This window comes from Mesorhizobium sp. BR1-1-16 (assembly GCF_020165495.1).
Lineage (GTDB): Bacteria > Pseudomonadota > Alphaproteobacteria > Rhizobiales > Kaistiaceae > Kaistia.
The window spans coordinates 1-14,512 of sequence record NZ_JAIUIE010000022.1 but is presented as its reverse complement, the minus strand read 5'-3'; the positions used below and the strand labels follow the sequence as shown (position 1 = coordinate 14,512).

Annotated in this window: 10 protein-coding genes; 7 read left to right on the top strand and 3 right to left on the bottom strand. The window is 64.2% G+C overall.

Features of this window, described 5'->3' with window-relative positions:
* Positions 1-3: 3 nt before the first annotated feature.
* The 7 genes from LB518_RS24150 (at position 4) to LB518_RS24120 (ending at position 8,213) form a co-directional block, all read left to right on the top strand.
* A complete protein-coding gene (locus LB518_RS24150; RefSeq protein WP_224580432.1) occupies positions 4-690 on the top strand; it encodes an RraA family protein in 687 nt (228 codons plus the stop codon).
* A complete protein-coding gene (locus LB518_RS24145) occupies positions 690-1,712 on the top strand; it encodes an ABC transporter permease (RefSeq protein WP_224580430.1) in 1,023 nt (340 codons plus the stop codon). The genes LB518_RS24150 and LB518_RS24145 overlap by 1 nt, the downstream gene beginning before the upstream one ends.
* A 31-nt stretch (positions 1,713-1,743) precedes the next feature.
* Positions 1,744-2,721: a substrate-binding domain-containing protein gene (locus tag LB518_RS24140; RefSeq protein ID WP_224580428.1), complete on the top strand. Its 978-nt coding sequence runs from the start codon at positions 1,744-1,746 to the stop codon at positions 2,719-2,721.
* Between the two features lie 78 nt (positions 2,722-2,799).
* Complete coding sequence (locus tag LB518_RS24135; protein WP_224580426.1) at positions 2,800-3,579, top strand: ATP-binding cassette domain-containing protein; 780 nt, start codon at positions 2,800-2,802, stop codon at positions 3,577-3,579.
* Between the two features lie 14 nt (positions 3,580-3,593).
* On the top strand, positions 3,594-4,466 hold the full coding sequence (locus LB518_RS24130) for an amidohydrolase family protein (RefSeq protein WP_224580424.1): 873 nt from the start codon (positions 3,594-3,596) through the stop codon (positions 4,464-4,466).
* Positions 4,467-4,692: 226 nt separating this feature from the next.
* On the top strand, positions 4,693-7,209 hold the full coding sequence (locus LB518_RS24125) for a hypothetical protein (protein ID WP_224580422.1): 2,517 nt from the start codon (positions 4,693-4,695) through the stop codon (positions 7,207-7,209).
* Positions 7,179-8,213 (top strand): NAD(P)/FAD-dependent oxidoreductase, encoded by a 1,035-nt coding sequence (locus LB518_RS24120; protein ID WP_224580421.1) that lies wholly within the window; start codon positions 7,179-7,181, stop codon positions 8,211-8,213. Before LB518_RS24125 ends, LB518_RS24120 begins: the two co-directional genes overlap by 31 nt.
* Before the next feature lie 26 nt (positions 8,214-8,239).
* Here LB518_RS24120 and LB518_RS24115 read toward each other — a convergent pair whose 3' ends face one another.
* The 3 genes from LB518_RS24115 to LB518_RS24105 form a co-directional block, all read right to left on the bottom strand.
* Positions 8,240-9,826 (bottom strand): serine hydrolase, encoded by a 1,587-nt coding sequence (locus LB518_RS24115; protein WP_224580419.1) that lies wholly within the window; start codon positions 9,824-9,826, stop codon positions 8,240-8,242.
* 5 nt (positions 9,827-9,831) lie between these two features.
* Complete coding sequence (locus LB518_RS24110) at positions 9,832-11,253, bottom strand: APC family permease (protein ID WP_224580417.1); 1,422 nt, start codon at positions 11,251-11,253, stop codon at positions 9,832-9,834.
* 45 nt (positions 11,254-11,298) lie between these two features.
* Positions 11,299-14,512: autotransporter domain-containing protein (locus LB518_RS24105; RefSeq protein ID WP_224580416.1), on the bottom strand; the 3,214-nt coding region annotated here is incomplete at its 5' end.

Here is a 14,512-nt window from a genome sequence, read left to right as displayed (position 1 = left end):
GAAATGTCTGCGAATACAAGCTTCCGGCCGTATCAGAATGCTCCGCTGCCTGCTGGCTGGGAGCAGCTCTATTCGGCGGTCCTTTCCGATGCGCTCGATGCGGTTGGCGTCACCAATCAGGCCTTCCCGCCCTCGATCCGGCCGCTCGACGAGCAGCTGAAGATGTGCGGCCGCGCGCGCACCGGCATCTATATGGAAGTCGCTTATGTCGAGGAGGGGGTGAACCCCTATGAACTCGAGATCGCGATCGTCGACGATCTGAAGCCCGGCGATGTCGCGGTGTTCGCCTGTGGCGGCTCCTCGCGTATCGCGCCCTGGGGCAGCCTGCTCTCGACGGCAACGACGGTTCGCGGCGCGGCCGGCTGCATCACCGATGGCTTCGTGCGCGATATCCTCGAAATCCGCCGGTTGAAGCTGCCGGTGTTCCATGCCGGCATCGCGCCGCTCGATTCCAAGGGTCGTGGCCAGATCCAGTCGGTCGATGTGCCGGTGATCTGTGCCGGCGTCCGCGTTGCACCCGGCGACCTCGTCTTCGGCGATGCCGATGGCGCCGTGGTCGTGCCGCAAGCGGTCGAAGCGGATGTGCTCAAGATCGCCTTCGACAAGATCCGCGGCGAAGACCACTCGATGGATGAGCTCAGGGCCGGAGGTTATCTCCGCGACGTCTACGCGAAATACGGGGTGCTCTGATGGCGCATGCCGACAAGCGGGCCTCCAGCAACCCGATCGCCGCGTTCTTCAAGATCGAGGGCACGCCGATCGCCTTCGTCTTCCTGTTGCTGGTGCTCTTGTTCATGCTCACGGCGCCGCGGGCCTTCATGGGCTTTCGCGTCTATATGAGCTTCATGGCCAATGTGCCGCCGCCGATGATCATCGCGCTCGGCCTGACGCTGGTCGTTGTCGCGGGGGAAATGGACCTCTCCTTCCCCTCGATCGTCGCCTTCGCCAGCTATGTCTTCTGCGCGCTCTACCAGAACTACGACATGACCTGGCTCGCGCTCGTGGCGGCGTTGGCGACCGGAACGGTGATGGGCTTCGTCAACGGCCTCGTCGTGACCAAGCTCGGCATTCCATCGTTGATCGCGACATTGGCGATGCTGTTCCTGTGGGGCGGGCTCGTCACGGTGGTCTCGAACGGCGCCTCGCTGGCCATTCCCGATATCGAGGGCACGTTGATCCATGGCGTCTTCGCCGGGCGCGTCGGCGTGTTTCCGGTGCAGTTCCTGTGGGCGCTCGGCGTCGCCGGGCTGGTCTGGATGGTCCTCAACCGCCACCGCTTCGGCGAAAGCCTCCTCTTCATCGGCGACAACCTCAAGGTCGCCAAGGTCGTCGGCATCAGCATCGACCGCGAGAAGATCAAGCTGTTCACGCTGATGGGGCTGCTGTCGGCCTTTGCCGGCGTGCTGCTGACGCTGGAAACAACCACCTACTTCTCGCAGGCCGGCATGGGATATCTGCTCACGGTCGTCGCAGCGGTGTTCATCGGCGGCACGTCGATCTTTGGCGGCGCCGGCAAGGTTGTCGGCACGGTGTTCGGCTCGCTGATCGTCGCCATCATCGAGGCGGGGCTCGTTGCGAGCGGCGTCGCGGGCTTCTGGACCCGCTTCTTCATCGGCCTCGTCTTCATCGTCTCCGTCACCATGAATGCGGCAATAGAGGATCCCGACAAGGTCCCGTTGCTGAAGGATCTCCGCTCGCGCGCGAGAAGATAAATTCTGCTTCCAAGGGAAAAAGGGGAACACCATGCGACATCTGATGAAGGGACTGGCCGGCCTTGCTCTGTCGGCGATGCTCGCCGCGCCAGGCGCGGCACTCGCCGCCGAGGCCGTCGATTCCGGGATGACCATCTATTTCCAGATGGGCGGCAATCCCGGCGACACGGCGACGTTGGCGCGTGAACTCGGCGCCCGCGATGCGGCGCGCGTTCTGAAGGTCAACCTGATCGAGCAGCATGCCGGCTGGGATCCGCAGAAGATGCTGGTCCAGGCCAGCGAAGCGATCGCGGCGCAGCCCGACGCGATGGTTGTCATGGGACATCCCGGCACCGACGCCATGAAGTCGGTGCTCGAGAAGGCCAAGGCCGATGGCATCGTCGTCGTGGTCAACAACAACGAGCTACCCGGCACCAATCTCAGCTATTTCGGCCTCGACAACCACGGTGCCGGACGCAATCTCGCAAACCTCACCATCGAAAACGGCAAGCTGAAGAGCGGCGACAAGGTGCTGGTCTATGGCGCCTTCATCGAGGGCGCGCCCGGCGCGGATGTCGCCAAGGGCACGGCCGAGGTGCTGACAGAGAAGGGCATCGACTTCACGAAGCTGCAGTGGTCGAACGAGGCCGTGCAGGATCCGGCGCTGTCGGTTCCGGTGCTCGTCGCCTATCTTGAAGCCAATCCCGATACCAAGGCGATCATCGTTCCCGGCCATGGCGGCATCACCGCCGTGCTCGACAAGGTGCTGAAGCAAGCCGGCAAGCAGCCGGGCGAAGTCGTGACCTCGGGCTTCGACATTTCCTCCGGCGCGATCCAGGGCGTCCGCGACGGCTACATCACCGTCGTGCTCGACCAGCAGCCCTATCTGCAGGGCTTCATGCCGGTCGTCGCCGCCGTGCTGCAGAAGAAGTACGGCCTCGCTGGCCTGCAGCTCAACACCGGCGGCGGCTACCTGACCAAGGACAATGTCGACGCGCTCGCAGCGCTCGTGAAGGACGGCATCCGCTAAGGCCTTCGGGCGGCGCGGCTTCGCTGCGTCGCCCGATCCTCCGCCCGCTTATTGAAGCCAGGAACTGGATCGCGTTTCATGACCTCAACCCCGATCGTCCGCCTTGAGCATGTCGGCAAGAAATATGGCAAGGTCGTCAGCCTCAAGGACGTGACGCTTGAGATCGGCGCCAACGAGATCGTCGGGCTGATCGGCGACAACGGCGCCGGCAAATCAACGCTGATCAAGGTGCTCACCGGGGTCGAGCCCCCGACGAGCGGCACGCTCTATGTCCGCGGCCAGAAGATCGATGCCTCCTCCTACACGGTGAAGGAAGCGCACAAGCTGCGCATCGAGACCGTCTATCAGGATTCCTCGCTCGGCGAGAAGCAGCCGCTCTGGCGCAATTTCTTCGTCGGCCGGCCGATCACCAACCGGTTCGGTTTCATCGACGTCAAGGCAGAGAAGAAGGTCGCGGAGCACATCATGCGCTCGACCATCGGCTTTCGCGGTGTCGGCATCGATGTCGATACGCCGGTCAGCCGCCTTTCGGGTGGCGAGCGCCAGGGTGTCGCCATCGGCCGCGCGATGCATTTCGACAGTGACCTGATCGTCCTTGACGAGCCGACCGTGGCGCTGGCTCTGAAGGAAGTGCAGAAGGTTCTCGACTTCATCCGCTCGATCAAGTCCGGCGGCCGCTCCTGCATCTATATCGAGCACAACATCCATCACGTGCACGAGGTCTGCGACCGCCTGGTCGTGCTTGATCGCGGCGAGATCGCGCTCGACGCGCCGACCTCCAGCATGACCTATCTCGAACTCACCGATTTCCTGATGTCGCTGCATGCCCGCCGCCCGGCGGCGGCAGCTGCCCATTGACCGGGGGAATAGAAATGACCGCCCGCGCCTATTGCGATTGCCACGTCAATATCTGGAACGACGAGCATGTGCTGCCGCTCTATGCGGAGCAACTGGCCCGCGTGCGCGCCGGCGACATGGCGCCGAAGGCCGATGCCGATACGCTCTACGCCGAAATGGATCATGTCGAGAAGGCGATCGTCTTCGCGCTGCGCTATGGCGACAGCGTCGGCATCGAGAGCGACGACGAGACGACCGCCGCCGCCGTCGCGAAATATCCCGACAAGTTCGTCGGCTTTGCCTATGTCGATCCGCGCCGCGCCGACTGCATGAACATGCTCGTGCATGCGATCGAAGACCTGAAGCTGAAGGGCGTGAAGTTCGGCCCGATCTACAACGGTGTGGCCCTGTCCGATCCGCGGCTGGTCCCGGTCTATGAATATCTGCAGAAGAACAACATCCCGCTCACCATGCATATGGGCACGACCTTCGCCCGCAATGCGCCTGTTGATATGGGCCGGGCAATCCATGTCGAACCCATCGCCCAGAAATACAAGGATCTCGTGATGGTGATGGCCCATATGGGCCACCCTTGGTACGAGGACTGCATCGTCGTCGCGCGCAAGCAGCCGAACGTCTATTGCGAAGTCTCAGCGCTCTCCTATCGTCCCTGGCAGTATTACAACATCCTGATGTGCGCGCAGGAATACCGCATCACCGACAAGATCTTCTTTGGAACCGACTTCCCCTTCGCGCGCGTCGATGAATCGGTCGATGGCCTTCTCGGGATCAACGACCAGCTCGAAGGCACGAAGCTGCCGCGCATCAGCCGCGAGACGATGGATCGGATCCTGCAGTCCGACCCCTTCGCCCATTGGTGGCATGGCGACAATCCCCTGACGCGGTGAGGCCGGAGACGGCCCCAGAGGTCGCACGGCACGGGCATGCAGTTGCCGCCTCGGTGCCCTCGCCCACCTGTTCAATCGACGAAAGATTTGCCGTCGGGCCATTCTCCCCGCGAGGACGGTTGAGGCGGAAAAATACGATCAATCGTCGCCACTTAAGCAGAGAGATCGATGGACGAAATCAGTCGGGACCGAATATAGTTAGCCCGAGGATTTCGGGAGAATTCATATGTCTTGGGCTGTCACGCGCCGCAGCTTCCTGAGGACGACTGCCTTGGGGGTTGGCGCGTTCGTCGCCTTTCCAAACCTCGGCGCGATTGCCGGCGAGGATCGCCCCCTTGTCGACAGCGTGCGCGCGGCCTGCGCGCGGCTCGCCCCGCTCGGATGGCGTCAGCTCCTGCTCGATGCGACCGGCGGAGAACTGGATATCGAGGCGGATCCGCTCGGGGCGGAGCTGGGCAAGACGTTGACCCGCATCGACCGCAGCTATCCAGGCTTCGGCGATTTCGCGCTCGCCGGCTCGAAGGGCATCGAGGCGGGCCGGCCCGAACGCAGCCTGCTTTACCACGCCCTGGCATCGCCGACCGTGGTGGCCGACCGCAGCGGCAACGCGTTGCGCGGGTTTCCGACGCTCGCCGAGATCGAAGCCGTCGAGAACTATGTGTATGGCGTCGCGCCACCGACCCTCGAGGACATTCGCCGACAAGCGGGCGGCAGGCCGCTCGGCATGGTCGTGTTCGCGCCGCAATACCAGAGCGCGCCGATGTCGGTTCATTCAAAGCACGCCGAGCTGTGCTTCTCCCGGACCGGCATCACGCGTCTCGGCACGCTGGAGCCGCTCTATGACGGGCGCGCGCGCAACTTCGTCCCGCTGGACGACGCGCAGCCGTTCGAGTTCCGCGTCATGCCGCGGCGGTTCGTGGCGTTTCTCGCCATTCAGATGCAGGGCGCATCGGAAGCCTTCGGGCCGCAGGACACCTTGCCGGAAGACAAGGATCTGCCGTTCTGGGTGCCGATCCACAAGCTGTTCAGCGGCCGCGAATGCATTGCCGGGCTTGATCTTCGCGTCGAGCTCACACGCGGACTGCGCAATGACGGGCTGGCGCAATTCCATCGCTTCCTCGATCTGAACGGGCTCAAGAACAACTGGCGCGGCGAAGACCTCGAGAATTTCCCCTTCACCATCAAGGATGAGAGGATCGGCTCGCTTTCGCAGCGACCGGACTTCGGCGATGGCGTATTGGAACCGCTTCCGAACCCGTTGCTGACGCCGGCTCAGTATGACGGCCGGCTGCTGACCTTTCCGGTCGACGGACGCTATACGTCGGAGCCCGAGAACCTCCAGCTTGGCGCCATGCAGATCCTGCCGGTCGGCATGCCCGACCCGCCAGCGGGCGAGCCACGCTATATGCTGGATGCATTTCGCGACACGCAGCGCCCGGCGCCGGAATACATCAATATCCGACACCGCGTTCTGCCGAACGGACAGATCGAAAATCTCAACCTCCGCCCTGACATGGATGCCGTGATCAAGGCCGGCGGTTATGACGCCCTGCACTATTTCGATGGCGTCGGCGACGGCTGGGTCGAAGTGGACTGCCCGCAGCTGAAGACCAGCGTGGACTGGATTTTGCCGGCCTATTGCACGGTGGGACTGCCCGACTTCTTCCCGAAGGTGACGCAGCGCGATCTCATGGTCTGGTGGCAGAACGAGGTGCCGGAGCCGATCCGTGATGCGCTGTGGGCGATCCACCCTCTTGCCCTGTCGCAAACACGCATGGCCGGCAATATCACGCTGCCGGTCGGCTTCAGTCTCGAAGACACCACCATCACGGCGATCGTCACGCAGCCGACGGAAGCGGCAAGCGAAGTCCAGCATCCGAACGGACCCTGGGAGGTTCAGAAGACCGGGTTGCCGGACGGCTCGCCGGGTCTTTTCGATCCGGGATGGGACACAAGTCAGGGCATCTACTACACAGACCCGAACAGGCCGCTGCAGAAGTTCATGGCCGGCTACGGGCTCGGATCGCCCTTTATCGAAGATGCCAAGCTCTGCGCGGCGCTTGGCGCCTATTGGCCTGGCGTCGCGCCGGATTCGACCAGGACCTTCGCGCCCGACAAGGGGATCGGCGGGGAATTCTATCCCTATCCGACGATCATTCCGCTGACCGACCAAGAGATCGGCAGCGCGCCGCTGGAGGATGGACGCTATCTGCCCTGGGACGGTGTTCGCGGCCCGAAACTGATCACCATGGCCGACAAACCGGTCGTGGCCTATCCCAATGCCTACAGGGTCGACTACATCGACACGGTCGGCACGATGACGGCAGCGCTCACCTCGCGCATCGATACCCCGGAATATCGCGCGCGTATCATGGCCATGGCTGGCGTCTACTGGGCGCTCGGCATCCATGATCCGGAATTTCTCAAGCAATTCGACAAGAAGACAGCCGCTTTCAAGGTGCTGCAAGCCAAGGCCAAGTGGTCGGTCCTGTCATTCCTGACCGTGAAGCCTGATGACGCAGGGCTGTTGGCGGCGGAAAAAGCGGCGGGCGTCCAGCTTTCCGGCCCGCGCCGTTATTCCTTCCACGTTATCCGCTGGGGCAAAGAGACCGCGCATCCGGACGACATGAATGTCGTTCTCCTGGAGGTGCTGGAACAGGCTCGGGCCTATGTCTCGGACAATATCGTTCTCATCCAGCGAGAAAACGGTCCATGGATAGCCGACACGTCGATGCCGACATAGTCGTCGTCGGCGGCGGGCCCGCAGGCTGCGCGGCGGCGATCGCCTGCGCCACGCGCGGATTGCGCGTCGTCCTCTGCGAACGCGAGCCCGGCCTTCGCGACCGACCCGGCGAAACGCTGCATCCGGGCATCGAGCCCTTGCTCGCGCAACTCGGCCTGGCGGAGCGTTTGAACGCAGTCGTCGGCGCGCGCCATAAAGGGATCTGGATCGAGTGGGGTGGGCCGCGTCGTTTCGAATCCTTCGGCGAGGATCAGAACGGTCCCTGGCACGGGTTTCAGGTATGGCGCGCCGACTTCGACGCCATGCTGCTCGAGCGAACGCGCGCCGTTGGCGTTGTCGTGCACACGGATTGCGCGGCAACCGGCGTCCTCAAGGACGAAGCCGGCCTCGGCGGCATCATGACACCAGCCGGTCCGATCTCCTCCCGCATTGTCGTCGATGCGACAGGCGCGAGCCGGTGGCTTGGCCGCATGCTGGACATTGGCGGGGTCGTGCGCTCGCCACAGTTGATCGCGCGCTATGGCTACCGGGAGGGCTCGTGTCCCGCCCGCGACGAGGCGCCATTGCTGGTCGGCAATGTGTCGGGCTGGACCTGGTCTGCGCGGGTGAAACCCGACCTCTACCAGTGGACATCCGTCCGCTTCGGCGGACGCGCCGTCGGCGCGGTACCGGACGAGCTTCTCGGGCTCGCCGCGCTCGGACCTGAGAGAGGCGCCGATGTGACCTGGCGGATGGCGGAGCAGACGGCCGGGCCTGGATGGTTCATGGTCGGCGATGCGTCGGCAACGCTCGATCCGACATCCTCGCATGGCGTCCTGAAGGCGCTGCTGTCCGGAATGACGGCGGGACACCTGATCGCGGCCAGCCTCGGTGGCAGGGCACCGGCCCGCGAAACCGCCGATGCCTATCATCAATGGGTCGCGGCGATGTTTGCTGGCGATGCCGACCGGCTCCGCGCCTATTACCGCCAGATCGGCGCGAACCTCGCCTCCCCTTCGATGTGAGGGAAAGCCCGCGCCGGTCTCCTCGTTCAGCGTCTGGTGAGCCGGCCGAAGCCGTTCTGGCCGAGGTAACCGATGGTCATTTCGCCGGCTGGTCCGAACGCAATCGATGAAAGCGAGCCATCCGGCTGGTTTTCGCTGGACGGACGGATGCTGAACGTCGCGCCGTCCCAGTGGCTGAGCGGATAGGTCCTGGCCGCGGGTCCGATCGTGAGTTGGAGATGATCGCCAACCTCGGTGATCTCCGCCTCGCCGAAATAGGGATTGGCATAAACGCCGACATAGCTCGCGAGCTTCGCCGCCGGCGCCGGATCGTCAGGTGGCGACTTGCCGACCAGATCGCCCGCTGGCGCCGAGACAGCGGCCAGTCGCGGGCCATACAGGCTAAACCAGTCCTCGGTGACGGTGCCGAACTGGACGAGATCCATGAACGATGCGCCGATCGACTCCGCCGCGCCTGTTGGAGCCGCGTTGGTGAGAACGACGATGCCGACATGGGCCGACGGCAGCATGGCATAATAGGTCCCGGCGCCGAGCGCGAAAGCGCCGGAATGGCTGAGCATGACGCGGCCCGACGGCGTGATCCCGACGCCGAAACCATAGCCGTAGAAGCCGGGCCGAGCGTCGACGGCATAGGATGGCGACGAGATCATCTCGGCGCTGATGGCCGGAAGCAGCGCGTCCTCGGCAATGATCTGTTTGCCGCCAAATTCGCCGTTCGCCAAAATCATCGACATCCAGCGCGCCAGATCGTTGACCGACGAACTGACACCGCCGGCGGGTGACTGCGCATCCGGCTGCCGCTGGTACTTCGGCAGGTAACTATCTCCGACCTTCACATGACCGAAGGCGCGATCTGGCCGTTTCTCGAAATCGGCGAAGCGGGAGCTGGTCGATGTCATGCCGAGCGGTTGATAGAGCGCTTCATCCGCGAGGTCAGCCCAGCTCTTTCCAGCGGCGACGGCGACGGATTCTGCTGCCGCCGTCAATCCGAAATTCGTATACGCGTAAGTGTCGCGGAAGCTGTCGAGCGGCAGCAGGCGGAGCCGCTCCAGCACGGCTCGTCGATCGAAGCCGATATCTTCAAGGCTGTCGCCGGCATGTTCCGGCAGACCCGACCGGTGGCTGAAGAGATCGGCGATCGTGACATGCTGCGTCACCCACGGATCCTTCAGAGCAAACCACGGCAGATGAGCAACAACCGGCGTATCCCAGGCGACGACGCCCGTCCCCACCTCATGGGCGACCACACTGCCGGCGAGCGATTTCGACAGCGAGGCGACCTGGAACACCGTATCGGCATCAACAGGCGCGGGGTCGCCGACCTTGCGGACGCCGAAGCCCTTGGCATAGACGGTTCGGCCGTCCTGAACGACCGCAATCGCCATGCCCGGAACGCCGCTCTGCTTCATGATGGTCTCTGCGATTCCGTCGAGACCGGCGACGGCGCGATCGATCTGACCATCGGGGATCGCGACGCCCGCAACCTGCGGCGGCAGCGGACCGGCAAACAGCGGGGTCGCGACAGAGGCAAGCAGCATGGCAATCCCGAGGCGGGCGGCCATCCTGAAGTCGCGGGCCACCTGTCGATCCGACATCAAAGCTTGGTCTTTCATGGCTGTCAGGTCCTCGCGAGCACTGAGTTTCGATACGAGTATCCGAAATAGAGAAGCAACGCTCCGGTTATCCAAACGAGAAAAAGCAAATGGGTGAGCCGGGGCAGCTCGATGATCAGGTAGAGGCAGAAGGCTACACTGGCGACCGGCACCAGGGGAAACAGCGGCACCTTGAAGCCGCGTTCGAGATCCGGTCTCGTGCGCCTGAGGATCATGACGCCGAGCGAAACGACTGCGAACGCCGTCAGCGTACCCATGCTGGTCAGATTGACGAGCACGTTAAGCGGCACGACCGCAGCCAGAACGGCAATGAACACCGCCACAATATACGTGTTGTGCCGCGGTGATTGCGTCACCGGATCCACCTTGGCGAAGACCGCCGGCAGAAGGCCGTCGCGGCTCATGGCGATCAGGATCCGCGTCTGGCCATACATCGCGGCGAGCGTCACGCTGAAGATCGAGACGATGGCGCCGATCGAGAACAGGATCGATGGCCACGCCGCGCCGGTGACGTTTCGCAGGATCACCGCGAGACCGGCGGTCTGATCCGAAAAGGCGTTCCAGGGCTGGGCGCCCACCGCGGCGATCGCCACGAACAGATAGATCCCCGTCACCACCACCAGGGAAATGATGATCGCGAGCGGTAATGTCCGCGCCGGATCCTTCGCTTCGTCGCCGGCGGTCGAGACGGTATCGAGACCGATATAGGAGAAGAAGATCATCGAGGCCGCGGAGCCGATGCCGGCCCAGCCGAGCGGCATGAACGGAACGAGGTTCTCGCTCCTGAAGGCGGTCAGCGCGATGACGCCGAACAATGCCAGCACGCCCAGCTTCACCACGACGAGGATGGCATTCACCGTCGTCGATTCCTTCGCGCCGCGGATCAACAGCGTCGCGCAGATCGCGATCAGTGCCACAGCCGGCAGGTTGACGACGCCACCTTCCCCCGGCGGCTGCGTGATGGCATCCGGCATGTGCCATCCCGTGACGTCACCAAACAACTCGTTCAGATACTGCCCCCAGCCGACGGCGATGGCTGACGCGGACACGGCATATTCGAGCAGCAGGCATGCGCCGACCACGAAGGCACAGAACTCGCCGAGCGTCGCATAGGCATAGGAATAGGCGGAGCCCGAAACGGGCATCGTCGAGGCAAGCTCGGCATAACAGAGCGCGGTCAAGCCGGCCGTGATGCCCGCGATGACGAAGGAGACGATCACGGCTGGCCCCGAGACCGGCACGGCGGCCGTCAGGGCGACGAAGATGCCGCTGCCGACCGTAGCGCCGATGCCCAGCATGACCAGTTGGAACAGGCCGATCGACCGGCGCAGCGTGCCATGCGCCGCATCGGCAAGAGCCTGCTCGGCCATGGACCGCACCGGCTTGCGGCGGAACAGCGCCAGTCCGAGCGTCGCAGCTGAAGCCATGATGTCTCCGCCCGGTTTCCGATTGTCGACTCGCGCCGCCCGCGGTCAGAACTGTACCGAGAAATTGGCCTGCGCCGAATTCTCATAGGCCTCAGACGCGTATTGTCCTGAATAGGAGACGCCGAGTGTGGCGCTCTTGCTGACCGCGAAGTCGAGCCCGAGTTCCGTGACGAGTGCATTTTCGGCGATCGGCGTGCCGGAAAGCGCGACGGCGGACGCCGGATCGAAGGCAAGCGTCGTTTCCGGCGTGACATCGCCGAAAGCATGCCGCCAGCCGAGCGTACCGCGCGCCGTGACGCCGGTCGCCAGCTGACCCGAGGCGCGCAGTCCGAGCGTCGTATAGGTCGTGTCGAACGTCGTCGAACCGGTCATTGCTGCCGTGCCGCTTTCGCTCACATCGCCGTCGATATGCACATAAGCGAGATTGGCGAAGGGCTCGAATGCCGCCTTGCCATAGTCGAACTTGTAGGCGCCTTCGGCGAAGACCTGCGCCGTCGGCGCGCTGTAGCTGCCTTCGGCGGCTCCAGAGAGACCGACCACCGCGAGCTGGCGCGACGTATCGACGTCGTTCCAGGAATAGGCGGCGCCGCCGCGGAGCGCGAAGCCGGACTGGCCCTGCCAGCCGCCATAGAGCGCGACGTGATAGCTGTCGCTCGACCCGGACGCAGCGATGTCGGGCGAGGAGAACCAGCTCTGGCTGTAGCCGCCGGCAAGGCCGAAGCGCCAGGTATCGTCGACCGTGGCGTCAACGCCGGCGATCAGGCCGCCGATCGAGGAGCTTATGTCGGCGGCGTTGCCGTCGCCATTGGCCGAACCCCAGCTGCCGAGCGCCCGGCCCCACATCGCATAGGCGGTGCCGGCCGACACCGTGGTGACGCCGGCGACAGGCTTGGTCGCCTCGCCACCGATTGCGCCGCGCAGCCGGTCGGTGACGGCGTCGCGCAGGAAATGCGACTGTTCGGAGAGGACGCCGAGGGCGCTGGCATGGAACGAGGCGTTGGCGAGGCTGGTGAAGGCGGCCTCCGCCTGCGCTGTCGATGCGCCGACGACCTGCGCCCATTCCGGCGTCAACGTCGACGCATCGAGCGCATTCGCCACCGCGATCTCGTTTGACGTCGACGCAAGGTCTGCGAAGCGCTCGGCGCTCCGTGCCGTCGAGAGGTAGCCATTAGTGCCGTCCTCGCTCAACGTGAAGCTGATGAACGGGAAGTCGGCGACTGCGACCTCCGGCGACTGCACGGTCAGGCCGCCACCCGTGGTCAGGATTGTATAGGTCGTGCCGGGCACGACGGGCGAATCGTCCGTGTTGTAGCGCTCGATCTCGAAGCGCGAGGAGAGGATCGTCGCCGTGCCGCCGACCTCGATCCGGTCGCTCGACGCGCCATTGATCTCGACCCGGTAGTCGGACTGCGGCTCCAGGAGTAGGTCGCCGCTGACATGCACGGTTCCGATCGAATTGCCGGGTGCGATCGTGCCGCCCTTCAAGTCGATATTGCCGACGACATTGCCAGCACCCGCGAGCACACCGTTGGTGTTCACGACGACATCGCTGGTCAGCTTGCCGTTGACCGCGAGCGTGCCGCCATTGATCGACGTGCCGCCGGCCGCATCATTGCCGGCCAGGTTGAGTCGGCCGGTGCCGGTCTTGGTCAGTTGGCCGGGACCGGTCAGGTTGCCGGCATAGGTGCCGTCGACGTTCTGCCTGAAGACCACGGACGCATTGTTGAGGATATCGCCCTGTAGGCTGTTGGTATCGCCCTGCAGCGTGCCGCCCTCGACGATGGTCCCGCCAGTATACGTGTTGGTCGCGCTCAACGTCAGCAGGCCGCCGCCGGCCTTGACGACGCTGCCGAGCCCGGAGATGGCGCCGTTGTAGGTCGAATCCCATGTCTGCTGGAAGCGCACGGAGCGGGGGACGGGGTTATCTGCGTTCGAATCAAAGATGATCTTGCCGCGGATCGAACCGCTGTTGCCCTCGAGCACCCCGCCATTCACATAATTAGGCCCATTGTAGCTGTTGACGCCACTGCTCAGCACCAGTGTCCCCGGTCCGACCTTGGCAAGAGCGGCGCCGCTGACCGGACCGGCGAGCTCGAGCCGCTGACCGGGGTCGACATTGAACGTGCCGTTCAGCCTGCCGAGCGAGACCCCACGTTGCGTCTTGAAGCTTTGCGATGCGCGCAGCGCGCCGCCGTTCAGATTGATATTCGTACCCGAGGCTCCGAGCGCCGCGTCGGATTCGACCCGGATCGTTCCGCCGACGATGTCCGTGCCACGCGAATAGGTATTGGTGCCAGCTAGCCAGAGCTCTCCCGGCCCGCTCTTGACGAAGGTTCCGGCACCCGAGATCGGCCCCGACCAGATGACCGGATGCAGGGCGACGTTGACTCCACCGCTGCCATCCACGTTCAGCGGCCGGCTGATGGTGAAGTCGGCAGGGACGGCCTCGGTCGTACCGACGCTGCCGCCACTAGTGACGGTAATCGGCGCCAGCGCCGTGCCGAGATTGCTGTCGGTCGTGAATCTGAGAACGCCGCCATTGACCGTCGCGCCGGTGAATGTGTTCGCGCCACCAAGCGTCACCTCGCCAGGGCCAGATTTGACCAGCGGACTACCGCTCACGACTCCGTTCAGCGTCAACTGTCCGCCCTTGCCGGCATAGAGCCCGCTGCCCTCCGCCGATCCGATCGTTATGGCATTGCCAACCGTTGCCGAGGCGCCCTCGACACCAAGCTGCCCGCCATTCAGCGTGACGGCGCTGTTTTCGGAAAGCGCGCGTGAATTGCCGAGAAGGAGCGCGCCATCATTGACAGTGGTGGTGCCGAAATAGATGTTCCACCCCGTGAGCGTAAGTGCGCCTGCGCCGCTCTTCGTCAGCGAGCCGGCGCCGGAAATCCGTTGATTGAAGGTGCCGTTGGCCTTCTGGCCGAAAACCAGCGAGGCCTCGTTGCGGATATCGCTGACGAGGCTTGTCGTGTTGCCCTGCAACGTGCCGGCATTGACGATGACGAGGCCGGCATAAGCATTGGCTCCGGTCAGGACTGTCGTACCCGCGCCATTCTTGACGATGTAGAAGCCATCGCCGCGGCCACCGGTGATGCCGTCCTGCGTTGCGATCACATCGCTGACGCGTTGGATCTGGCCGACGCCAGGCGCGAATGTCAGAAAGCCAGGGCCCGAATAGAAGATGCCGGTGCCATAGCCTTGGCCCTGCCCTGCCTGAACGCCGTTTGTGTAGCGACCGCCAGCACCGCCGGCG